Origin of the sequence: Polaromonas sp. (assembly GCF_012927485.1) — a bacterium.
In the GTDB taxonomy this organism is placed as follows: domain Bacteria; phylum Pseudomonadota; class Gammaproteobacteria; order Burkholderiales; family Burkholderiaceae_C; genus Polaromonas.
In genome coordinates, this window is sequence record NZ_JABBPC010000018.1 from 79,001 (window position 1) to 100,647 (window position 21,647).

The window sequence follows — 21,647 nt, forward strand, 5'->3', positions numbered from 1 at the left end:
CATAGCGTGTCCTTATTTCATTTTTGTGTCAACATCATCTTCCCGGAAGAGCGTCCGGTCTTTTTCTCTCATTCTTCTTTTGCATGACCCTCTGGATTGACACGCATTGCCACCTCGACGCCCGCGAATTTTCCGCCGACATAGCCGCGGTGCATGCGCGGGCTGTTGCCAACGGGGTGGCCCATTGCACACTGCCCGCTGTGGGCGTGGTCAACTTCGACGCGGTGCGCTTGCTGGCGCATGAATATGCATTCAGCTATGCCCTGGGCATCCACCCGCTGTTGGTGCCCGAAGCGCTGGACACCGATCTGCAAACGCTGGATGACGAACTCACACGCAGAAGGTTGGACCCCCGTTTGGTCGCGGTTGGTGAAATCGGTCTTGATTATTTCGTGCCTGCGCTGAAACAAAGCCCGATGCGTGAGCGCCAGGAGTACTTTTACCGTGAGCAACTCAAACTGGCCCGCAAGCACGGCCTGCCGGTTATTCTGCATGTGCGGCGTTCGGCCGACAGGTTACTCAAGCATTTGCGTGAGCTGGTGCCGAAAAAGTCGGAAGGCAATGGCTGGACCGGCATTGCCCACGCCTTCAATGGCAGCGAGCAGCAGGCGATGGCGTTCATCAACCTGGGATTCAAGCTGGGCTTTGGCGGTGCTGTGACGTTTGATCCAGCCCGGCAGCTCAGGCGCCTGGCCGCCGAGTTGCCGCTGGACGCGCTGGTAATGGAAACCGACTCGCCCGACATTCCGCCGCAGTGGCTATACACCACCGCAGCACGCCGTGCCTCTGGCCAGCCCCAGGGCCGCAATGAGCCAGGCGAGTTGCCGCGTATAGCCAAACAGCTAGCCGGCCTTCGGGGTCTGTCGCCGGAAGCGCTGGCCGTGGCAACCACCGCCAATGCGCTACAGGCGTTGCCCAAATTGAGGGCGTTGGTTTCGTGCTGACCGGCTTGCCGCCGCTGGTCTCCCACCGCGCGCGACTTTTAATTCTGGGGAGTTTTCCGGGCGTGGCCTCACTGGCGGCGCAGCAGTACTACGGCCATCCGCGGAATCACTTTTGGCAGATTTTGCAAACCATTTGGCCTGATGGCCCAATTGGAACCGACGCAGATAGCTATAAAATTCGTAGCGAGTGGTTATTGTCAAAGCAGTTGGGGCTATGGGACGTCTATGCGGCGTGCGAACGCGAAGGCAGCCTGGACACCCGCATTCGCAACCCGATTGCAAACGATTTTGCGGCAGTGATGCTGCGTTGCCCTGCTCTGGAGGCGATTGCCCACAATGGAGGCGAGAGTTTCAAACATTCACGCCACACCGGTTTGCTCGGTTTGCCCGTGTACAGATTACCTTCCACCAGCCCGGCGAATGCGTCGTGGTCGTTTGAGCGAAAACTTGCCGCCTGGCGTGAGATTTTTGAAAAACATAGATTGATTTAATGTCACGAAAAGATAACGCGAAAGCTACCGCAGACCTTCCGGAAGTCAATTTTTCGGACTACGGCGATGTTCGTTTTCTGCACCTCGGCACCGAATGGGTGCAGGGCTCCATGCTGCGCGATGCACCCTATGACATTGAACTGGAATATGTGCAGCGCATGATGGTGGGGTTGCTCTTCACCGATGCGTCGGCCGTGGCCAAAAAACATGCCATGCAATTGGGCCTGGGGTCGGCGGCACTGACGAAGTTTTGCTACAAAAAGCTGCGCATGAAAACCACTGCAATTGAGATCAACCCGCAGGTCATCACGGCCTGCCGGCTCTGGTTCAAATTGCCGCACGACGACCTTCGGCTCAAGGTGATTGAAGCCGATGCCGCCACAGAGATTCAGAAAGCCGAGCACCAGGGCAGCGTCGATCTTTTACACGTCGATTTGTACGACCACGAGGCCGCCGCACCGGTGCTGGACGATGCAGATTTTTATGCCTACTGCCGGGGTTTGCTGACGGATGACGGGATCATGACCGTGAACCTGTTTGGCCGCGATTCCAGCTATGTCGAGTCGCTTACGAAAATGGCCGAGGCCTTTGGTCCGGAATCGGTTTGGGCCTTCCGGCCGACGCGTGAAGGCAACACGGTAGTGATGGCGCAGCGCGAGCCCACCCGCCCGGAGCGCGCTGACCTCTTGCTGCGGGCCGGCGTTATTGAATCGCGCTGGGACTTGCCGGCCAAAAAATGGTTGCGGCTTTTCAAACCCGTAGCGTGAAACTGGCTAAAAGGTTAACAGTGGGCATGGGGTACAGTGCCTTCTATGAGCGCAGTCTTGCCCCCCCATCCCCAAGCTAATCCCAAGCCTAAAAAAATCCATGCGGGGCCACTGGACTGGCGCAAGCTGGTGGAATGGCTCAGTGAAGACGGCGTCATTAGTAGCGCCGAAGCGCATCGCACCATTACGCGCTGTGCCCAAGTGCAAAGCGCCCAGCATCCAATGATCCGCCTGGCCAGTGTTGGCATTACACGGCTGGCAGATGGCAAACCGCTGGATATTGAAACCATTGCGCAGTGGCTGGCAGGCCGGGCAGGCCTCAACTATTTGAGGATTGACCCACTCAAGGTGGATGTGGGTAAGGTGGCGGACACCATGTCCGCCCTGTATGCGGAGCGGCACAAGGTATTGCCGGTCCAGGTGACGCCGTACGAGGTGGTGATCGCCACGTCGGAGCCTTTCGTGACCGACTGGGTGGCCGAGGTGGAGCGCCAGTCCAAACGCAACGTACGTCTGGTGGTGGCCAATCCGCAGGACATCACCAAGTTCACGGTCGAGTTTTTTGCGCTGGCGAAGTCGGTCAAGGCGGCCCTCAAGGCCGGCGGAGGTTCAGGTTCTGCCAGCTTTGAGCAACTGGTTGAACTCAACAAGAGCAACAAGCAGCTCGATGCAAACGACCAGGGTGTGGTGCAGGTGGTGGATTGGCTCTGGCAATACGCTTTTGACCAGCGCGCCAGCGATATTCACCTGGAGCCGCGGCGCGAGCAAGGCGTGATTCGTTTTCGCATCGACGGGGTCTTGCATCCGGTGTATCAACTGCCCATGGGTGTCCACAATGCCATGACGGCGCGCATCAAGCTGCTGGGCCGTATGGATGTGGTTGAGAAACGTCGCCCGCAGGACGGTCGCATCAAGACACGCAATCCCGGCGGTGACGAGGTGGAAATGCGATTGTCGACCTTGCCCACGGCGTTTGGCGAAAAATTGGTCATGCGTATTTTTGACCCCGACACCACCGTCAAAAATCTGGATGCGCTGGGTTTTTCGCAGCATGATGCCGAGCGCTGGGAACAGTTGGTCAAGCGACCTTACGGCATCGTGCTGGTGACGGGTCCGACCGGCTCCGGCAAAACCACCACGCTCTATTCCACCCTCAAGCGGCTCGCCACCGAAGAGGTGAACATCAACACGATTGAAGACCCGATCGAGATGATCGAGCCGGCGTTCAACCAGACCCAGGTTCAGTCGCATCTGGATTTTGGTTTTCCCGAAGGCCTGCGCGCCCTGATGCGTCAAGATCCGGACATCATCATGGTGGGCGAGATTCGCGATCTGCAAACGGCGGAGATGGCCGTGCAGGCCGCGCTGACAGGCCACCTGGTCTTCAGCACGCTGCACACGAACGATGCGCCTTCAGCCGTTTCCCGCCTGATGGAGCTGGGGGTGCCGTCGTATCTGATTAACGCCACATTGCTGGGCGTGCTCGCCCAACGGCTGGTGCGCACGCTTTGCAGCAACTGCCGGAAACCGGATAACACGACTTCCCGCGAAACCCTTGCAGAGTTGGTTAAACCCTGGCAAATCAGCGGCGGCTACCAGCCTTATAAACCGGTCGGGTGTGTCGATTGCCGCATGACCGGATTCAGAGGCAGGATGGGTTTGTATGAGTTGTTGACGGTGACCGAAAGCTTCAAGGAAAAGGTTTCAAAAGAGCCTAATATGGACGCGCTGCGGCGGCAAGCCATCACGGAAGGAATGCGCCCGCTGCGGCTGGGCGGTGCGCTGAAAGTGGCCGAGGGCCTGACGACCATCGAAGAAATCCTGGCGTCTACGCCGCCGCTGTCCTGAACCGTGTCAGCCGTTCGACCCTCTGGTCGCGCTTGGGGCTCTAAGCACTTCACGGGTCGGCCCGGGCATCAGGGTAGGACACCCGCCTCGTTGAGGTGTTTGACTGGACAATTCAACGATTAATTCTTCACACAGAGGAGACAAACCGTGCACATCAAGAGTCAAAAAAACTTTTTTTCCGGGGTCCTGTTCATGGGCATCGGCGCGGCGTTCGCATGGGGCGCGACGACGTATGACGTTGGCGAAGGCGTCCACATGGGCCCCGGCTATTTTCCGCTCTGGCTGGGCCTTCTGATGACTCTTTTGGGAGCGGTGATCACTTTTACAGCGCTGGTCGTTGAAACCGAAGGCGGCGACAAAATGGGCAAGTGGGCCTGGAAGCCCCTGGTTTTCATCGTCGCCGCCAACCTGATTTTCGGCGTCCTGCTTGGTGGTTTTCCTTTGATCGGCTTACCGGCAATGGGCCTGATCGCTGCCATTTACGCCCTGACCTTTGTTGCCAGCATGGCGCAAGCCGGCTGGAAGATAAAACAGACTTTCATTCTGGCCACGGTATTGGCTGTGGGTAGTTACGTCGCGTTTGTGCTGGTGCTCCAGCTCCCGTTCGCCGTGTGGCCCGCGTTCTTCATCGGATAAGAAGAAAAAAATGGAACTGATTTCACACTTGTCTTCAGGCTTTGGCGTGGCGTTCACGCCGCTTAACCTGATGTGCGCGCTTATCGGCTGCCTGCTGGGGACGCTGATCGGAGTGTTGCCCGGCATTGGGCCAGTGGCCACCATCGCGCTGTTGCTGCCCGCGACCTATTCTCTACCCGCCGTATCCGCGCTGATCCTGCTGGCCGCCATTTATTACGGTGCCCAGTACGGCGGTTCCACCACGGCCATTTTGGTGAACTTACCCGGGGAGTCTTCATCAGTCGTTACGTGTATCGACGGGTATCAAATGGCCACAAAAGGGCGAGCCGGCCCGGCCCTTTCCGCGGCGGGTCTCGGCTCGTTTTTTGCGGGGTCCGTCGGCACGCTGATTTTGGCTGGGTTGGCGCTGCAGTTCACCGAATTTGCTTTGAAGCTTGGCCCGACCGAATATTTTTCGTTGATAGTCCTCGGCTTGATCGGGGCCGTGGTGCTGGCCTCCGGCTCACTGCTCAAGGCGATTGCGATGGTCGTGCTCGGCCTGCTGCTGGGTCTGGTCGGAACGGAGGGTCATTCGGGGGTCACGCGCTTCGGCTTCGACATTCCAGAACTAAGTTTGGGTATTGGCTTTGTGGTGATTGCCATGGGTGTGTTCGGCTACGGTGAAATCATTGCCAATCTGGCGCGCCGGGAGGATCAACGGGAAGTGTTCACCGGGAAGGTGACGGGACTGTGGCCGACCAAGCAGGATTTCAAAGACATGACGCCCGCAGTGCTGCGCGGCACCTTCCTGGGTTCCGCATTGGGTATTCTTCCGGGCGGTGGCGCCTTGCTGGCCTCGTTTGCCGCGTACTCACTAGAAAAGACGATTCGGATTAAACCGGGCGAAGTCCCTTTCGGCCAAGGGAACATCCGCGGCGTGGCTGCGCCGGAGTCTGCCAATAATGCCGGTGCCCAAACCTCGTTCCTCCCAATGCTCGCACTGGGCATTCCGCCCAACGCCGTCATGGCCCTTTTGGTGGGTGCCATGACGATTCACAAGATACAACCTGGCCCCCAGGTCATCAGCAGTCACCCTGAACTTTTTTGGGGCCTGATTGCCTCCATGTGGATCGGCAACGTGATGCTCATCATCTTGAATCTGCCGCTGGTCGGCGTCTGGATCAAGCTGCTGGCTGTGCCCTACCGCTACCTGTTCCCGGCGATTGTGCTGTTTTGTGCGATCGGCGTTTACGCCACCACCCACAACACATTCGACGTCTGGATGGTGGGTCTGTTTGGTTTTATGGGCTACCTATTTTCCAAGCTGGGCGCCCAGCCTGCGCCATTGCTGCTGGGTTTTATTCTTGGCCCCATGATGGAGGAAAATCTCCGCCAGGCACTGCTGCTGTCGGACGGCGACTGGAGCGTGTTTTTAATGCGTCCGGTCTCGGGCGCATTGTTGGCGGCGGGGGCTCTGTTGCTGGTCATGGTGTTGCTGCCTTCTATCAAAAACAAACGTGAAGACGCTTTCGTCGAAAACTGAGGCTGTACGACTGGCGACCTATTGATCATTCACCTGCTGGTGCGCGTGCCCGAGCACCGGCAAAGTCCACAAGTGGCCTGCAACGCCCCGCGCTGGCACTACAACGTCTACGGCCAAGCCGTGAGTTTTTAAGAACCTATTTTGAACCAACCAGCCGATAAAAATAAGCCTTTAGTGGATGATGAAAACGAATTGTTGGCGACTAAAAGCCTAGCGCCTGGCTTGCTGCTTGCTACCTTCGGCGCAATCGCATTCAGTGGCAAGGCAATCATCGTCAAGCTGGCTTACCGCCATGGGGTCGATGCCGTCACGCTGATCATGTACCGCATGTTGTTTGCCCTGCCTATTTTTGCGGTCATGGCCTGGTGGGCCAGCCGGGGCAAAGCGCCCCTTGTGCGCAAAGACTGGCTGGGTGTATTTTGGCTCGGGTTTACCGGCTACTACCTGGCAAGCTTTCTTGACTTTGGCGGGTTGGCCTATATCAGCGCCTCGCTGGAGCGGCTGATTCTCTACCTCAATCCCACGCTGGTTTTGCTGATGGGTCTGGTGCTGTACAAACGGCGGATTACAGGGCCACAGATCATCGGCATGGCGATCAGCTACTGCGGAGTGGTGCTGGTGTTCGGCCACGAGATCACCCTTCAAGGCGGCGCTGCCACCTCGGCCGCTTTGGGCGCGCTGCTGGTCTTTTTAAGCGCCATCAGTTATGCCATTTATCTGGTTTACAGCGGCGAGATGGTTAGGCGGTTGGGCTCTCTCCGGCTGGTGGGGCTGGCGACGACGGTAGCTTGTCTGCTCTGCCTGCTGCAGTTTGTCGTGCTGCGCCCCTTGAGCGCGGCGGTTGTGGCACCCGAAGTCATCTGGCTGTCCGTTCTCAACGCGATTCTGTGCACAGCCGTCCCCGTGTTGATGGTGATGATGGCAATCGAGCGCATCGGTGCCAGCATGGCGGCGCAGACCGGCATGGTCGGCCCGCTGTCCACCATTTTGATGGGAGTGGTGATTTTGGGCGAACCTTTTACCGCTTGGGTAGCCGCTGGCACCGTACTGGTGATTGCCGGGATTTTTGTCTTTACCCGGGCGGGCCGCTAAGAAAGTTCGCGCACGTCGTGTTGTGATGACTCTTGTGAAGGAATCGATATGAAGTTGGGCAGGGAAGACAAACGGGCGCTCGCCTACCGCGGCGGCAAAGGAGGAGACCTTGGCAGCGTGCAGGCCTTGCTGCGCAAAGGCGTTAATTTGCTCATCGCGGCGTGCAGTCAGCTCGCTTCTCACGCGGTTTCCCGCGGCACCGCGTTCCGTAGTACTTTCGATACCGACTGCCTGGACAGCACTCTGAGCGGTGCGGTCGCAAAAACCGGACAGTCGCCAGCGACCCTTCTGGCGGCACGCCGCAGAAACTTTCCGGCCCAGCGGTTTGGCGCACTGGAAGAATTCGATGCCATTTGTGCTGTCTCGCGGAGTGTCCATGCCCGCTATATGACGGGCCAAAATAGGCTGGCTGATGGCGAGACCAATCCCTGGACGCATTAAGTTTTTCGCACGTGACGGCCAACGCTCCAACAGAACTTTCTCCCGCAAGCAGGCGGACCGGATGGCCAGTGGGACTGGTTTGTGTGGCGGCCTTTTTCGTGCTGATGACGCTAGGGCTTCAACTGTGGCCGGGGGCGTCCGAGTGGCTACGGTTCTCCAGGCCTCGTTATGAGCAGGGAGCGGTCTGGCAGATATGGACCTCGCAATGGGTGCACTTGAGCAACTGGCATGCGGTGGGCAATGCCTTTGCCTTTTTGGTCATCATTCTCATGAGTGGCTATTGGATTCGTTGGCCGTTCCAAATGCTGGCGCTGGTGGGTGGCTACGTCGGAGTGGCGATCGTCGTAGCACTTGATCCAAGTTGTAATTTCTACGCCGGGGCTTCGGGGGCGCTACACGGGCTATTGGCCGGCAATGCCGTGAGCCTGGCATGGCCAACCCGTGCACCGGGCCGGCCTGTGAACGTTAATGACTGTGCCGCCTTGGTGACACCATCGCGCGGGTCCTGCCTTGTTGCCATTACCGTGCTGGGTGGCATGGCCTTGAAGCTTTGGCTGCAGGCTGGCAGCGCCGGGAAAGCACCACTGGGTGGGTGGGGCTTTCCCGTTTACCACCCGGCCCACGTCGCAGGGGCGCTGGGTGGAATGAGCCTGGTGCTATTGGTTCTGGCCTCGCTTGCCTTGACGCCGACCAAAGAACAGGCCGAGAGCCGCCATTGACAATAGGGCCAATAAGTCAAGCCAATCGATCGATCCACCGCCACCACTGCCACTGGCGACTGGCGCCGCCGTGACAGCAATCGAAACCGTCTGCGCGCTTCCGCTTAAAAGGCCGTCGTTGGGCGTGATGATGAACGTATAGGTTTTGGCGGGGCCGGCCGCGGTCCATGTGAAGACGCCGGTGGCTGGATCCATGCTTGCACCCGCAGGCAGGCCACTTGCGACAAAGACGACAGGGTTATTTTCCGCATCGGTGGCCAGCGCCGTAAAACTCAGGCTGCCGCCCTCGACCACGGTCTGCGCAGGAATCGGCGTAAGAATCGGCGCCGTGTCGGACGCGACGGTTACCTGGTTGGAGGCACTCAAGCCCAAGCCCGTGCCGTCAGTAACTTTCACTTTGAACGTGTAGCTGCCGCCAGGTGAAGGCGCCACAAAGGATGGGGTTGCGGTTGCGGCGCCGACCAGGGTTACAAGGGGACCCGCAACTTGCGTCCATTGGTAGCTGAACGCTGTGTTAGCACCGATTCCGGCCGTGGCCGTGGCCGTGAAAGTGATGGTCGATCCGGTGGTTCGGACACCGACTAGGCCGGCTGAAGCGGCTACGGTAGGCGCCAACGAATTGAGGCGATCGATCGCCGCTTTGGCATCGACCAAACCAGCGCCGCAGTCAGTGCGTGTCGCGCAGTACGTGCCTGACGGGGGACGACGGGCCGAACTGGTCAATATCGAGCTCAGTGCGTCCGGTGTGATCGCCGGTTGCAGGCTCGCCAGCAGGGCGGCAACGCCCGCCACGTGCGGCGTGGCCATGCTGGTTCCCATGTACCCTGTGTAACTGTCTGCACCAGGGCTGCGGGTGCCCGCATTCATGGTGGAATACACTAAGCCGCCGTCACCCGCAAGACTGGAAACCCCCGGCCCACCGCCCGGACCGCTTATCACCGTACCGGGGCCAATACTGGCGTAGCTGGCGTGGTCTCCCAATTTGGTGTGGGCAGTCACCGCGATTACGCCGGTGCAATTAGCAGGTTGGCCGACGGGAAGTGCAGGATCATTGCCGGTAGCGGCCACCACGACGCTGCCTGCAGCGCGTACGGCATTGACGGCATCCTGAAACACCTGAAGGCATTTGCCGGAGCCACCCAAGCTCAGATTTAGCACTTTCGCTTTATTGGGGTTTGTCGGTACGCCGGGAACGTTCAGCCCTGCCGCCCATTGCATGCCGGCAGCAATGTCAGACGCATTGCCCCCACAGGCCCCGAGCACCCGCACAGGCAAGACCTTCGCGCCGAATGCCACGCCAGCCACGCCCACGCCGTTGTTGGTGACCGCAGCGATGGTACCGGCTACATGAGTGCCGTGCCAGCTGCTGCTACTGGGAGTCGGGTCTAAACACTGGGCCAAGGCTGTCCAGTCTCCTGGATCCGACGCATCAGGACCGATCGCAGGGTCACCGGCGCGTAGGTAAGGAACGAAGTTATAGCCGGGCAATAGGTTGCCCGCCAGATCCGCGTGGGGTCGGTAGCCAGTGTCGATCACGGCCACCACAACGCCGGAACCCGTGGAACTGTCCCAAGCGGCGGGCAGGTTGGCACCTCCGGGGTAGCTGGTCGGTGACTGGTAATGCCACTGCTGGCCCGAATAAAACGGGTCGTTAGGCGTGGACTGCGTGTGAACTAGCTCGTCGATCTCCGCATACGCAACACGGGGATCCGTTTCTATCTGCTTGGCCACCGCAAATAATTCTGCGCGGCTCAGTTTTTGGCCTGTGACAACCACATGCGTCTGAGACGTCACTGATTTGAGGTAAGACAAGCCGGCCGCGCTGATGCTGGCCGATTTCAAGGCAGCGCTGTCACCCAGCGTGGCCACTTGACTCCTGGCTGCATGGAAGTCAAATACGCCCGCGCGCGTGGTGGCTTCGTCCTTGAACTTGACAATCAGGCGGTCAAACCGGCGCTCTGTTTGAAGCGGTCCGGCGAAGGCTGTAGCTTGTGCCTTTTGAAGATCTTTCAGTTGTGGCTGCAGCTGGGCTGTGGACACCGCACTGACCGTCGCGATCGTCAGCACGATGGCCGTAACGCCAAAATGTTTGGGTTTTATTTTCATTTTCATTTCATGTTTTTAGTTAGGGGATCGCTAGAAATAATGGCGTGCTTAAAATTCATTGCATGCCTTATGCTCCGCATGGGCTCTTCGGGGCCGTCCTGTATGCGCAGATTCAGTAAGGTCGTACTAGGGCGTCTGCTTCGACCCACAACACCGACGGGATGGCAGACAGGCTCTGGAGGGTGTCAGATTGGTCCTGGCCGAGTTGGGGCTCGATCTGGTACACATGGGTATCGAGGGATACGCTGCTGATGTATGCGAGGCGCGCGTGGATCTGTTGGGAAATACCCTGCAGGAAAGCAGCCTCACGGTAAGGCACTGTCTGCCTGAATTTCACAATGACGCGCAAAGGTGGACCGTAAATCGAATTCATGGGTGTTCGCGGGATGCTGTCCGGCAGGGAAGGGTTGACGGGTGCGGGTACAGATGGACTGCATGCACACAGTGATAGGCCCGACAGCACGATCGACGCTAAGTTGAGCCATTGGCGATGCTGTGCCAAGACTTGTGGGGAGGCTGGGCCCCCTGGCAAAGAGCCGCAATTGTCTTGGTGCATAGACTCTCTGTTTAAAAGTTAATATCTGTTACTTAATAATAACATTTATTACCAATAGTTATGTTTTTATCAAATTGAATTTTAAGTTTGTGAAAAAACAAGCTTTTATAGCTTTTGCTAAATTAACAGGAAGAAGGCATCACGTTCCATGTCTCTGAACTACTTGAATTTTGACTATGCCGAAGACACCGAAGGGGTCGGTACGCTCGAAGCAATGGCTTCCACTTGGTCGCATCAGGTGCTTGCCGTACAGGCGGAGATAGCGCGCGTGTTGGGATGGTGTTACGCGACTTTGCGCCAACGCGGCCCCCTGGAAGAGGGCGGCGATTGGGACTATGACCTGCAAGGCATGCAGGAATTCACCACCCCTGAAACGATTCAGTACGACGAGGCCACGCGCCAGTTGTCAGTGCAGGTGGGGCCAGCGGGCAGGCCGCGGCACACCGTAACTGTTGCCATCACCGGGTCGAGCGAGTTTTGTTCGGAATTCAGGCGGCACTTTGCTCTGGATGACTCGGTCTAGCGGCGCGACGACACCACAATCCCGCCCACAATCAGCACAAACGCAAAGGCGTGGTAAAGCTGCGGCAGGTCGCCCAAAAAAGCCGCTGACAGCAGGGCGGCAAACAAAGGCGTGAGGTTAGAGAAAAAGCCGGCGATGGCGGGACCGACACGCTGCACGCCCACGCCCCAAAAGCGGTAAGCAATGACGGCAGGTCCGACGGCGATATACAGCAGGGCCGCGGCTAGTGGCCAGCCCCAGGCAATGTGCGGGTCCGTAAGCGCCCATTCACTGGCCGCGAATAGGCCAGACCAGCCCAAGCCGAAGATAATTTGTGCCATCAAAAAAGCAGCCCAGTCTTGGCGGATTTCTGGTGGCTCTTTGGGTTGCACCAGCAGCCAGCTGTAAAAAGCCCACGCCAGGGTCGCCAGCAACACATAAAGGTCTCCTGGCACCAGCCGGACTTCTCTCAACAAAGCCCACTGGCCGCGCGACAGCACCACCAGCACACCGGCAATCGACAGCAACGCGCCTGCAATCTGTTGGCGCGAAACGCGCTGTCCGAAACAGAGCCCTCCGACCGCGAGCATCCAGATCGGAACACTGGCCGCGACCAGTGTCACATTGAGCGGCGTGGAGGTTCTGAGCGCCAGGTATTGCAAAGCGTTGTAGCAGCCCACGCCTAGAAAGCCCAGCAGCGCAAAGCGCTTCCAGTTGGGCCAGAGGGCGCTGTCACGCCGCAATACGCGGTGGGCCAACGGCACAAGGATTACAAAGGCCAGCGCCCAACGTAGAAAATTAAGCGTCATGGGCGGAATCAAACCAGTCACAAGACGACCCACAACTGCGTTGCCGGCCCACAGTAACGGAGGAATAACCAAGAGCAGGGCAGTAGAAGGTGTCAGGCGTTGATTCATTGCCGGAACTTTACCAAGCCCAGACCGGAGCGGCGGATGTTGATTCGTGGCACCATGACGGCCAACCGTTTTTTTCTGGGCACTTCCACGGATTTACGGATTTACCTATAACTCACCGACCGCAAGGAGCCTTCCTCATGACTTCCATTACCTCCAAAGCCGTGCGCATCGACCAGCATGGCGGCCCCGAAGAACTCAAGCTCGTCGAGGTACAAGTGGGCGAGCCCGGACCGGGCGAGATCCGCATCCGCCATAAGGCTATCGGCCTGAATTTTATTGATGTCTACCAGCGCAGCGGCCTGTACCCGATGACCATGCCATTGCAGTTGGGCATGGAAGCGTCGGGCGTGGTCGACGCGGTCGGGCAGGCGGTGACGCACCTTAAGGTAGGCGATCGCGCCGCATATGCCAGCCAGCCTCCGGGCAGTTACTGCGAAGTGCGCGTGATGCCCGCCAAGTGCATGTGCAAACTTCCAGACGCCATCAGCTTTGAGACTGGCGCCGCCATGATGTTGAAGGGGCTCACCGCACAGTACCTGCTGCACCGCACGCAGCCGCAAGGGGGGCTGAAAGCAGGTGACTTTGTGCTGTTTCACGCGGCCGCTGGCGGCGTTGGCTTGATTGCCTGCCAGTGGGCCAAGGCAATGGGACTTCAGTTGATTGGCACCGCCGGCTCCGATGAAAAATGTGCCTTGGCCAAGGCGCACGGTGCGGCCTTTGTCATTAACTATGCCAAAGAAGATTTTGTAGCGCGCGTCAAGGAAATGACGGGCGGCCAAGGTGTGAAGGTGGTCTACGACTCGGTGGGCAAGGACACCTTTGACCGTTCGCTTGACTGCCTGCGCCCGCTCGGCCTGATGGTGAGTTTCGGCAATGCTTCTGGCCCGGTCGCGCCATTTTCACCCAGTATTTTGGGTCTTAAAGGTTCACTCTACGTGACGCGCCAGACGCTGTTCAACCATATGACCACGCGAGAATCCACACAAGAAATGGCGGATGAGTTGTTTGACATAGTCCTAAGCGGCAAGGTCGCCATTCGCATTGGTCAGCGCTTTCCGCTGGCCGATGTGGCCGAAGCCCACCGCGCCCTGGAAGCCCGTAAAACCACGGGTTGCAGCATTCTCACGTTGTAAGGCGGGAGGACCGCAACGTTCCCCGCGCTTCATCCGTTCTGCTAACAGCAAATCGAACCGGAGGCAGCGCGGAGGCCGCTGGGCAGCACTTGGCAGTCCTGGGTAAACCTGTGTAAAGCTCAGCGCAGCATTCAACGCTGTGCGCGGGCTCTGCGTTAAAAGAGGCAACAGGAGATGCCCATGCCAAGAGCGTTCACCGTGAACGGCTTGTTAGCCCTCATGCTTGCCAGTTTCGCCAGCTCTGCGGTGCAAGCGCAACCCGAAGCCGCTTTTCCCGAGGCCAATGTCGCTGCGGCCTGGCGTGCCAGCTCGCGCTTGGGTTATGCACCTACCGCAGCATCTGCACAAGCGGCGGAGGCCGCGCCTCGCGCCTGGGCGCTGGAGCAAATTGACGCCGCTTATGCCGCCAGCCAGCGCCCGCCCAACCTGCCCGCCGAAGTGGCACGCATTAACGAGCCGCTGAACGACATTGTTCATGACTTTCAAACGGAGCGTGAAGCGCGCAAGATAATGCGCGAGCAAGCCAAGCCCTTACCGGCGGGCGCGCCACCTACACCCCCCGAAGTAGCGGGCCACGAGAATTTCAGCCGCGAGATGGCGCAAAGCGCTGCCGCATGGCGACTGATGGCCTGCAGTGACCCGGCCCTGGAAAACCCATTGCTGGCTCGCATGACCGAGTTTTGGTCCAACCATCTCAACGTGTTCGTCGGCAAAGGCGCGGTGCGCCCGTTTGTAGGTCACTATGCGATCAACGCGATTCGTGCCCATGCGCTCGGCCGGTTTGAAGACTTGTTGCTGGCCAGCGCCCAGCACCCGGCCATGCTTTTTTATCTGGACCAGGCGCAAAGCAATAACCGTGGGCTAAATGAAAATTATGCCCGTGAGGTGATGGAGCTGCACACTTTGGGGGTCAACGGTGGCTACACGCAAAACGATGTGCATGAGCTGGCTCGTATTCTCACAGGATGGACAGTGAACCTGAAAGGGGGCGAGGGCTTTCGTTTTGCCGAGCGCTTGCACGACAAGGACAGCAAGACCTTGCTGGGTCATTCCTATGCTAATCAAGGCATCCTGGAAGGCGAGGAGGCGCTCCGGTTTTTGGCGCGTCAACCGGCTACAGCCCACCGAGTGTCTTTGCGCCTAGCCAGCTTTTTTGTAGCAGACAAACCTTCGCCCGCACTCGTGGATCGATTGAGCAAGACCTTTTTGTCGAGCCGGGGCGACATTCGCGCCGTGATGCGTAAGTTGGTCGAGTCTCCCGAATTCTGGGCGGCGGATAGCCGGCTATTTAAAACGCCGCTGGACTATGCCTGCTCTGTACTTACGGCAGCCGGCGGTGTGAAAGATCGCCGTGATGTCGTGCAGAGCCTAGGCTTTTTGGCGCAAGCGGGCCAGCCCATGAACGGGTGGCAAACGCCCGACGGCTACCCAACTGATGCCACCACCTGGCTCGCCCCGGAGGCATTGACCCGCCGGGCAGACTATGCATTGGGCATGGCTCAGCGGATGTCCGAGCCCGCGTACCTAAACGCTTTTTTAAGTGGCGCAACCCAACAGCGCATCGCCCGGGAACCGGCTCAGCTGCGCACCGGTCTGATGCTGGCCAGCCCTGATTTCATGCGCAAGTAAATCCGCACCAAGGTACCGCTATGAATTTAATCACGCCTCCAAATCTACCTCGTCTCTCTCTGATGCGCCGCCGTAGTGTGTTGGGTTTAGGCGCTTTGTCTGCACTGTCCCTTTCAGCAGTCAACCACCGGGTCTGGGCTCAGGCATTGCCACCCGGTGTTGCTGCCAGATCTGCACTGGACAGCGGGCGACTGGTCGTCGTTTTTTTGCGCGGCGCGTATGACGGTCTGTCGGCATTTGCGCCTTACGCCGACCGCGACTATTACGCCAACCGCCCTAATATTGCCATCGCAGCGCCTGACGGTAGCGACCAGACGTCCATCCGCCTAGACAACACCTTTGCCCTACATCCTGCCCTAAGCCCGTTGCTGCCGTTGTGGCGACAGGGCGTGTTCAGTTTTGTTCCGGCCGCTGGCCTTCCATCACCCAACCGGTCGCACTTTGATGCGCAGTATCAGATGGAAATTGCGCAAACGGGCAAGAGCAGCAGCGCGCCCGGTTGGCTGAACAACCTAGCGGGGCTGCGCGTCCCCGTGGCAGGCAATCCACCCAGCCCGGCCGCACTGGGTGTGGGTGAAGCCAATCCTGCAATCCTCGGAGGACCAGCGCCGGTGAAGCTTATTCCGCGGGGTCAGGCGGCAGAGCGTACGGGTGTGTTGGCCAACGACAAAACTCGCCAAGCCCTGCTGGACTTGTATGCCGGCAATGATCCGGTGAGCGAAGCCTTTCGTCAAGGCGCAGGCAGCCGGATGCAGAGCGCTCAAGAACTCAGTATCGAAAAATCTGCTGACTACGGACGACGCGAACTGGCTGCCCGTGAAGGCAAGCGCATGGCGGACAGCCGTCTCGACCGCGACGGAACGCCGGCTAATGCACAAGCTCAATCAGCGCAAATGCTGGCTGCCAGCAATGGTGCGGCTGACCCGGTGGGTCTTCAACTCGATGCGCAACACCTCGGCACCTTGATGCGAAACGACCGTGGTTTGCGCCTTGGATTTTTGTCGGCGGGCGGCTGGGATACGCACGCCAATCAGGGGGCGATGGCCGGGCAATTGGCCAACAATCTGGGCAATCTAGCGCGCGGTATCGCTCAATTGCGTCAGGACTTTTCCGAGCCCGGCGACGTGATTGTGGTGATGAGCGAATTCGGTCGGACTGCTTCCGAAAACGGCACGCGTGGCACCGACCATGGATTTGGCAACGCTTTATGGCTCATTGGTAACCGGGTCGCCGGCGGCCGATGGCATGGTCAGTGGACAGGTCTGAGCCGCGCCAATCTCAATGAGAACCGCGATCTGCCCGCCCATCACGACTACCGCGCTGTGTTGGCCCAAGTGTTGCGCGGCACCTTTGCCTTGAGCGATTCGCAGCTGGCCAGGGCTTTGCCCAATACCAATTGGGACCGTCAACTGGACGGGTTGCTAAAAAGGGCCTGAAGTCTTGAAGACCGACGGAGAGTTTTCGGTCGTCAAGACGTGAGGGTGCGGCCCTGTCGCTACTTTGCCCTTCGGACGCGACGCAACTCGTCCAGGACCAGGCAAATCGCCCCGAGGGTGATGGCGCTGTCAGCCAGATTGAAAGCCGGGAAATGCCAGTTGGCATAGTGGAAATCGAGAAAGTCGACGACGTAGCTGTGCAGAATGCGGTCAACCACGTTGCCCACTGCTCCGGCCAGAATGCAAGCCATTGCAAATGAAAATAGTTTTTGACCGGCATGGGACTTGAGCATCCACACGATGAAGAGAGCCGCCGCCACCCCGATGGCGGTAAAGAACCAGCGCTGCCAACCCGACGCCGACGCCAGGAATGAAAAGGCAGCCCCGACGTTGTGGAACCGCACGACGTTGAAGAAACTTGTCACGTAGGTCGCGTCGCCCAATTGGTAGTAGCCCAGTATCAACACTTTTGTGAACTGGTCTGCAATCAACAGGATCAACGCCAGACCCAGCCAGGGCAGCATGCTGTTCGAATTTTTTTTGAAGGTCGTTTTGGCCATTATGCAAATTTCCTGTTTTCACCCGCGCCATACAAATTACTGCTGCAGCGGCTACAAATCGTGGGGTGCGCAGGGTCACTACCCACCTCTTCGCGGTAATGCCAGCAACGCTCGCATTTGGCGGAAAGGCTGGCACCCACGCTTGACTGCAAAGCACTGCCAGCTATTAAGTCAATAGCGGAGGTGATGAAAACAAATTTCAGATCGTCGCCCAGAGTGGACAGCAAGGCGTAGTCTTCGGGCGGCACGGTCAACGTCACGTTAGCCTGCAAGGACGAGCCTACCTTGCCATCAGCACGCAGGGCTTCGATGTCTTTATTGACAACATCGCGGATTTCGCGGATGCGCGACCACTTGGCCAGCAACGCTTCGTTGGGGAGCGGAAGCTCGGCATAGGTTTCTAGAAAGATGGATTCGGAATGGCCGAAAATTTTCCAGGCCTCTTCCGCCGTGAAGCTCAAAAACGGCGCCATCCAGCGCAGCATGGCATGGGTGATTTGCCACAGGGCCGTTTGAGCGCTGCGGCGTGCCAGTGACTTGGCACCGGTGGTGTAGAGCCGGTCTTTCAGGATATCGAGATAGAAGGCACCGAGGTCTTCGCTGCAATAGATCTGCAGCTTGGAAACCACCGGATGGAACTCGTACACCTCATAGTGCGCGAGGATGTCGCCCTGCAACTGCGCTGCACGACTCAGGGCGTAGCGGTCAATCTCCAGCAGGTCGTCAAACGGCACGGCGTCTTTTACGGGGTCGAAGTCGCTCACGTTGGCCATCAAAAAGCGAAGCGTGTTGCGAATGCGGCGGTAGGCGTCCACCACACGGGCCAGGATTTTGTCGTCGATGCCCAAGTCGCCCGAATAATCGGTCGAGGCGCACCAAAGGCGGATGATTTCGGCCCCGAGTTTGTCACTGACTTCCTGCGGCGCCACCACGTTACCCTCGCTCTTGCTCATCTTGCGGCCCTTGCCGTCCACGGTGAAACCATGGGTCAGCAGGCCCTTGTAGGGCGCACGGTCATACATTGCACAGGCCGTCAGCAAAGACGAGTGAAACCAGCCGCGATGCTGGTCATGGCCTTCCAGATACAGATCCGCCGGCCAGGTCGATTGCGCCGCATGACTGTGCCTCAGCACATGGTCGTGCGTGGTGCCTGAATCAAACCACACGTCGAGAATATCGGTGCTCTTGATGTAATCCGGGGCGTCGGCACCAATCAACGATTCGGCACTCGCCTTGCTCCAGGCCTCAACCCCGCCGAGCTCCACCATGTTGGCCGCCTGATCCATGATTTCCATGGTGCGCGGGTGCAATTCGCCGCTAGCGTTGTGAATAAAAAAGGGCAGTGGCACGCCCCAGTTGCGCTGCCGGCTGATGCACCAGTCGGGCCGGCCGGCGATCATGCCTTGCAGCCGAGTCTTTCCATTCTGGGGATAAAAGCGGGTTTCTTCGATGGCGTCCAAAGCCAATCGGCGCAGCGTCTTGGTGGCCTTGGTTTTAGGAAATACGCCCTGAGTCCCGGAGGTTTCTTCGTCCATGCGGATGAACCACTGGGCCGCTGCGCGGTAAATCACCGGTGTCTTATGACGCCAGCAATGCGGGTAACTGTGAACGATGTTTTCGGTCGCAAACAGCCGCCCGTGCTGTCGCAGCGTCTCAATAACGAGTGGCGCAGCTTTCCAGATATTGAGCCCACCAAAGAGAGGCAAGTCGTCGACATATCGACCATTTCCCTGCACCGGATTCAGGATGTCGTCATAGGCCATGCCATGGGCTACACAGGAGTTAAAGTCTTCCACCCCATAGGCCGGCGAAGAATGCACCAGGCCCGTGCCGTCTTCAGCAGTGGCGTAGTCGGCTAGAAACACCGGGCTCAAGCGCCGGTAACCGGCATCCACGTCATAGAGCGGGTGCATGAAATTAACTAGCGCCAAGTTTTTACCTGGTGTGGTCGCCAGCACCGAGCCCGTGAGCTGGTAGCGCTCCAGGCACTTGTCGACCAGTACGGCCGCGAGCACCAGCAGGCCGCGTTCCGTGTCCACCAGCGCGTACTCAAGTTCGGGGTTGAGGTTAAGCGCCTGATTGGCTGGAATGGTCCACGCGGTGGTGGTCCAGATGACCGCGAAGGCGTCTTTGCCGAGGCTGCTTAAGCCAAAGGCGGCCGCCAGTTTTTCGGGTTCGGCACATTTGAAGCCGACGTCCAGCGTTTGCGATTTTTTGTCAGCGTATTCGATTTCAAACTCGGCCAGCGATGAACCGCAATCGAAACACCAATACACGGGCTTGAGGCCGCGGTACACAAAGCCGCGTTCCATGATGCGTTTGAGCGCGCGGATTTCGTTGGCTTCATTGCCGAAATCCATGGTGCGATATGGATTGTCCCATTCGCCCAGGACTCCCAGGCGTTTGAAGTCGGCCATTTGACCGGCGATTTGCTCGGTGGCAAAGGCACGACTTTTAGCCTGCACTTCATCGCGCGGCAGGCTGCGTCCGTGCAGTTTCTCAATGGCGTTTTCAATCGGCAGGCCATGGCAGTCCCAGCCCGGCACATAGACAGCATCCAGTCCTTTGAGTTGGCGCGCCTTGACGACCATGTCTTTCAGGATTTTGTTAACGGCGTGGCCGATGTGGATCTTGCCATTGGCGTAAGGCGGTCCATCGTGCAGTACAAACTTCACCGCGCCGCTTCGCGCGTCGCGCAGTTTTTTGTAGAGGCCCTTGTCCTCCCACTCCTTGACCCAGCCCGCCTCTCGTTTGGGCAGGTCGCCGCGCATGGGAAAGGGGGTATCCGGCAGGTTCAGGGTGCTACGGTAGTCGGTTTTATGGTCAGACATGAGATGCTTTGAGGGGACGCTTGTGTTGGAGGCCTCGAAGAAGCGAAGCCAAAAAAAAATTTGGAGGGAATGAAATCGTTCACCAAGGGGGTTGAGCGAGGACTGACGCCAGTTGGCCAGATCTTCTAAATTCGGTCCCGGGTGGTTTGACGGCTGGTCTCTGCGTGCAGGGGGGCCTGCACGGTCTGCGGAGCCTGGGCAAAAAAAGCCCGTGCGTCGTCGCAGTCCTTGGTAATGCCCGTTTTCAGGCTGTTTAAACCGTCGTATTTCAGTTCGTCGTGCAATTTGTGTAGCAGTTCCACCCGAATAATTTTACCGTACGCCCCTTCCGGGCCCAGGCTGGCGGGCCATTCAAGGCAATGAGTCTCGAGCAACACGCGCCCACCGTTGACGTCGTCCGGGTCGAGCGAGGGCCGAATTCCCAGATTGGCCACCCCGGGAAGCGAGTGTGTGGACAGGCCATGCACCTGCACGGCAAAAATCCCGCTGGCCGCCGGATTCCAGTGAGAAAACCGCAAATTGAGAGTCCGAAAACCCAGATCGCGACCCAATTTTCGACCGTGGACCACATGGCCGGAGATGCTGTAGGGCCGACCCAGCAGGCCCCCCATCCGTTCCATGTCGCCTTGCGCCAAGGCTTCGCGCACCGTAGAACTGGAGACACGGGTGCCGTGCACTTCGTAGCTGTTCATGCGGGCAACATCAAAATTCTGGCGTTCGCCTACCGCATCCAGCATCGCGTAATCGCCTGCGCGCTTCGCACCAAAACGGAAATCATCGCCCACCAGCACGTACTTGGCCTTCAGGCCGCGCACCAGAACGTCCCGAATAAAGGCCTCGGGCGGTACCGCTGCCAACTGCGCATTGAAGGTCAGGACCACGCACTGGTCGATGCCGCACCGCGCCAACTCGGTCAGCTTGTCGCGCAGCGTGGCAATGCGCGCCGGTGCCAGTTCGGGTTTGCGGGCGACGGCCGCGAAGTAGTCACGCGGATGCGGTTCAAAGGTCATCACGCAACTGGGCACGCCACGGTGCTGCGCCTCGCTTCTTAGCAGCGCCAGCATGGCCTGATGCCCGCGGTGCACGCCATCAAAATTGCCAATGGTCAGCGCGCAATTCGGCGCCAGTTGAGGATGAAGGTAGCCGCGAAAAACTTTCATAGGCCTAATTATCGTTTTTATAGCGACGGGTCTCGCTTGTGTGGGGCTTGAAGCCGGTTAATCGCGAATTTGCCCTGATTTGTCATGGCGCTTTGCTGATTTCACTGTATATTGTTTGGTGGGCAGTCTGATTCTGTGTTTCCATGTTCATGGAGGTTCGTCTTGAAGGTCTTAAAGCTCTCAGCCCAAGGATTGCCACAATCGTGGATCAGCCTTGAAGAGGCGGTGTCGCACTACGCGACCGATGAAGTGCGCTGGGAAATGGGCGCTCGAATTGCGATCTTTCACGGGGGTCATAATGCGATTACGGGCAACCAGTCCATCATCACGATCAACAGCATCATCGGCACCCGGGGC

At 58.6% G+C, this 21,647-nt stretch carries 19 protein-coding genes and 1 pseudogene; 14 read left to right on the forward strand and 6 right to left on the reverse strand.

What is annotated here, in order from left to right:
- Window positions 1-83 precede the first annotated feature (83 nt).
- The 9 genes from HHJ16_RS07895 (at window position 84) to HHJ16_RS07935 (ending at window position 8,460) form a co-directional block, all read left to right on the forward strand.
- Window positions 84-944, forward strand: a complete 861-nt coding sequence (locus tag HHJ16_RS07895; RefSeq protein ID WP_293642050.1) for a TatD family hydrolase — start codon at window positions 84-86, stop codon at window positions 942-944.
- Entirely contained in the window at window positions 938-1,435 is a 498-nt protein-coding gene (locus tag HHJ16_RS07900; RefSeq protein ID WP_293642051.1) for a DNA-deoxyinosine glycosylase, read from the forward strand. The genes HHJ16_RS07895 and HHJ16_RS07900 overlap by 7 nt, the downstream gene beginning before the upstream one ends.
- On the forward strand, window positions 1,435-2,202 hold the full coding sequence (locus HHJ16_RS07905) for a spermidine synthase (protein ID WP_293642052.1): 768 nt from the start codon (window positions 1,435-1,437) through the stop codon (window positions 2,200-2,202). Before HHJ16_RS07900 ends, HHJ16_RS07905 begins: the two co-directional genes overlap by 1 nt.
- A 45-nt stretch (window positions 2,203-2,247) precedes the next feature.
- Window positions 2,248-4,050 carry a GspE/PulE family protein gene (locus tag HHJ16_RS07910; protein ID WP_293642053.1) on the forward strand — a complete coding sequence of 601 codons (1,803 nt, stop codon included), beginning with the start codon at window positions 2,248-2,250 and terminating at the stop codon, window positions 4,048-4,050.
- A gap of 147 nt (window positions 4,051-4,197) precedes the next feature.
- Window positions 4,198-4,686: a tripartite tricarboxylate transporter TctB family protein gene (locus HHJ16_RS07915; protein WP_293642054.1), complete on the forward strand. Its 489-nt coding sequence runs from the start codon at window positions 4,198-4,200 to the stop codon at window positions 4,684-4,686.
- Window positions 4,687-4,696: 10 nt separating this feature from the next.
- Window positions 4,697-6,208: a tripartite tricarboxylate transporter permease gene (locus HHJ16_RS07920; RefSeq protein WP_293642055.1), complete on the forward strand. Its 1,512-nt coding sequence runs from the start codon at window positions 4,697-4,699 to the stop codon at window positions 6,206-6,208.
- Window positions 6,209-6,382: 174 nt separating this feature from the next.
- A complete protein-coding gene (locus HHJ16_RS07925) occupies window positions 6,383-7,300 on the forward strand; it encodes a DMT family transporter (RefSeq protein ID WP_293642056.1) in 918 nt (305 codons plus the stop codon).
- A gap of 48 nt (window positions 7,301-7,348) precedes the next feature.
- Complete coding sequence (locus HHJ16_RS07930) at window positions 7,349-7,741, forward strand: hypothetical protein (RefSeq protein WP_293642057.1); 393 nt, start codon at window positions 7,349-7,351, stop codon at window positions 7,739-7,741.
- Between the two features lie 83 nt (window positions 7,742-7,824).
- Window positions 7,825-8,460: a rhomboid family intramembrane serine protease gene (locus tag HHJ16_RS07935; RefSeq protein ID WP_293642058.1), complete on the forward strand. Its 636-nt coding sequence runs from the start codon at window positions 7,825-7,827 to the stop codon at window positions 8,458-8,460.
- On the opposite strand, the gene HHJ16_RS07940 is transcribed toward HHJ16_RS07935, so the two are convergent.
- Complete coding sequence (locus HHJ16_RS07940) at window positions 8,398-10,566, reverse strand: S8 family serine peptidase (RefSeq protein ID WP_293642059.1); 2,169 nt, start codon at window positions 10,564-10,566, stop codon at window positions 8,398-8,400. The two genes, HHJ16_RS07935 and HHJ16_RS07940, sit on opposite strands and share 63 nt — an antisense overlap.
- A gap of 112 nt (window positions 10,567-10,678) precedes the next feature.
- Window positions 10,679-10,939: a hypothetical protein gene (locus HHJ16_RS07945; RefSeq protein ID WP_293642060.1), complete on the reverse strand. Its 261-nt coding sequence runs from the start codon at window positions 10,937-10,939 to the stop codon at window positions 10,679-10,681.
- Between the two features lie 331 nt (window positions 10,940-11,270).
- Between HHJ16_RS07945 and HHJ16_RS07950 the strand changes: the two genes are divergently transcribed.
- Window positions 11,271-11,645 (forward strand): hypothetical protein, encoded by a 375-nt coding sequence (locus HHJ16_RS07950; protein ID WP_293642061.1) that lies wholly within the window; start codon window positions 11,271-11,273, stop codon window positions 11,643-11,645.
- Here HHJ16_RS07950 and HHJ16_RS07955 read toward each other — a convergent pair.
- Window positions 11,642-12,541, reverse strand: a complete 900-nt coding sequence (locus HHJ16_RS07955) for a DMT family transporter (RefSeq protein ID WP_293642062.1) — start codon at window positions 12,539-12,541, stop codon at window positions 11,642-11,644. The genes HHJ16_RS07950 and HHJ16_RS07955 overlap by 4 nt on opposite strands.
- 137 nt (window positions 12,542-12,678) lie before the next feature.
- On the opposite strand from HHJ16_RS07955, the gene HHJ16_RS07960 reads away from it, so the two are divergent.
- The 3 genes from HHJ16_RS07960 to HHJ16_RS07970 all read left to right on the forward strand — a co-directional run bounded on the left by HHJ16_RS07960 (window position 12,679) and on the right by HHJ16_RS07970 (window position 16,739).
- Window positions 12,679-13,674 (forward strand): quinone oxidoreductase, encoded by a 996-nt coding sequence (locus HHJ16_RS07960; RefSeq protein WP_293642063.1) that lies wholly within the window; start codon window positions 12,679-12,681, stop codon window positions 13,672-13,674.
- A gap of 180 nt (window positions 13,675-13,854) precedes the next feature.
- Window positions 13,855-15,303 carry a DUF1800 domain-containing protein gene (locus tag HHJ16_RS07965; protein WP_293642064.1) on the forward strand — a complete coding sequence of 483 codons (1,449 nt, stop codon included), beginning with the start codon at window positions 13,855-13,857 and terminating at the stop codon, window positions 15,301-15,303.
- 20 nt (window positions 15,304-15,323) lie between these two features.
- Window positions 15,324-16,739: a DUF1501 domain-containing protein gene (locus HHJ16_RS07970; RefSeq protein WP_293642065.1), complete on the forward strand. Its 1,416-nt coding sequence runs from the start codon at window positions 15,324-15,326 to the stop codon at window positions 16,737-16,739.
- 59 nt (window positions 16,740-16,798) lie between these two features.
- Here HHJ16_RS07970 and lspA read toward each other — a convergent pair whose 3' ends face one another.
- From lspA to HHJ16_RS07985, 3 genes are all read right to left on the reverse strand, one after another.
- Window positions 16,799-17,299, reverse strand: a complete 501-nt coding sequence (lspA, locus tag HHJ16_RS07975; RefSeq protein WP_293642066.1) for a signal peptidase II — start codon at window positions 17,297-17,299, stop codon at window positions 16,799-16,801.
- Window positions 17,299-20,130: an isoleucine--tRNA ligase gene (ileS, locus tag HHJ16_RS07980; RefSeq protein WP_293642067.1), complete on the reverse strand. Its 2,832-nt coding sequence runs from the start codon at window positions 20,128-20,130 to the stop codon at window positions 17,299-17,301. The genes lspA and ileS overlap by 1 nt, the downstream gene beginning before the upstream one ends.
- A 125-nt stretch (window positions 20,131-20,255) precedes the next feature.
- Window positions 20,256-21,290, reverse strand: a complete 1,035-nt coding sequence (locus tag HHJ16_RS07985) for a bifunctional riboflavin kinase/FAD synthetase (RefSeq protein ID WP_293642068.1) — start codon at window positions 21,288-21,290, stop codon at window positions 20,256-20,258.
- A 162-nt stretch (window positions 21,291-21,452) separates the two neighbouring features.
- On the opposite strand from HHJ16_RS07985, the pseudogene HHJ16_RS07990 reads away from it, so the two are divergent.
- Window positions 21,453-21,647: pseudogene (locus HHJ16_RS07990) on the forward strand (HNH endonuclease); the annotation flags it as partial.

What these genes read in the sequence shown, in the direction of transcription:
- HHJ16_RS07965 (WP_293642064.1), top strand. Translation starts at nt 13,855, where the DNA reads ATGCCAAGAGCGTTCACCGTGAACGGCTTGTTAGCCCTCATGCTTGCC.
- HHJ16_RS07930 (WP_293642057.1), top strand. Translation starts at nt 7,349, where the DNA reads ATGAAGTTGGGCAGGGAAGACAAACGGGCGCTCGCCTACCGCGGCGGC.
- HHJ16_RS07940 (WP_293642059.1), bottom strand. Translation starts at nt 10,566, where the DNA reads ATGAAAATAAAACCCAAACATTTTGGCGTTACGGCCATCGTGCTGACG.
- HHJ16_RS07955 (WP_293642062.1), bottom strand. Translation starts at nt 12,541, where the DNA reads ATGAATCAACGCCTGACACCTTCTACTGCCCTGCTCTTGGTTATTCCT.
- HHJ16_RS07960 (WP_293642063.1), top strand. Translation starts at nt 12,679, where the DNA reads ATGACTTCCATTACCTCCAAAGCCGTGCGCATCGACCAGCATGGCGGC.
- lspA (WP_293642066.1), bottom strand. Translation starts at nt 17,299, where the DNA reads ATGGCCAAAACGACCTTCAAAAAAAATTCGAACAGCATGCTGCCCTGG.
- HHJ16_RS07970 (WP_293642065.1), top strand. Translation starts at nt 15,324, where the DNA reads ATGAATTTAATCACGCCTCCAAATCTACCTCGTCTCTCTCTGATGCGC.
- HHJ16_RS07945 (WP_293642060.1), bottom strand. Translation starts at nt 10,939, where the DNA reads ATGAATTCGATTTACGGTCCACCTTTGCGCGTCATTGTGAAATTCAGG.
- HHJ16_RS07920 (WP_293642055.1), top strand. Translation starts at nt 4,697, where the DNA reads ATGGAACTGATTTCACACTTGTCTTCAGGCTTTGGCGTGGCGTTCACG.
- HHJ16_RS07910 (WP_293642053.1), top strand. Translation starts at nt 2,248, where the DNA reads ATGAGCGCAGTCTTGCCCCCCCATCCCCAAGCTAATCCCAAGCCTAAA.
- HHJ16_RS07950 (WP_293642061.1), top strand. Translation starts at nt 11,271, where the DNA reads ATGTCTCTGAACTACTTGAATTTTGACTATGCCGAAGACACCGAAGGG.
- HHJ16_RS07985 (WP_293642068.1), bottom strand. Translation starts at nt 21,290, where the DNA reads ATGAAAGTTTTTCGCGGCTACCTTCATCCTCAACTGGCGCCGAATTGC.
- HHJ16_RS07905 (WP_293642052.1), top strand. Translation starts at nt 1,435, where the DNA reads ATGTCACGAAAAGATAACGCGAAAGCTACCGCAGACCTTCCGGAAGTC.
- ileS (WP_293642067.1), bottom strand. Translation starts at nt 20,130, where the DNA reads ATGTCTGACCATAAAACCGACTACCGTAGCACCCTGAACCTGCCGGAT.
- HHJ16_RS07895 (WP_293642050.1), top strand. Translation starts at nt 84, where the DNA reads ATGACCCTCTGGATTGACACGCATTGCCACCTCGACGCCCGCGAATTT.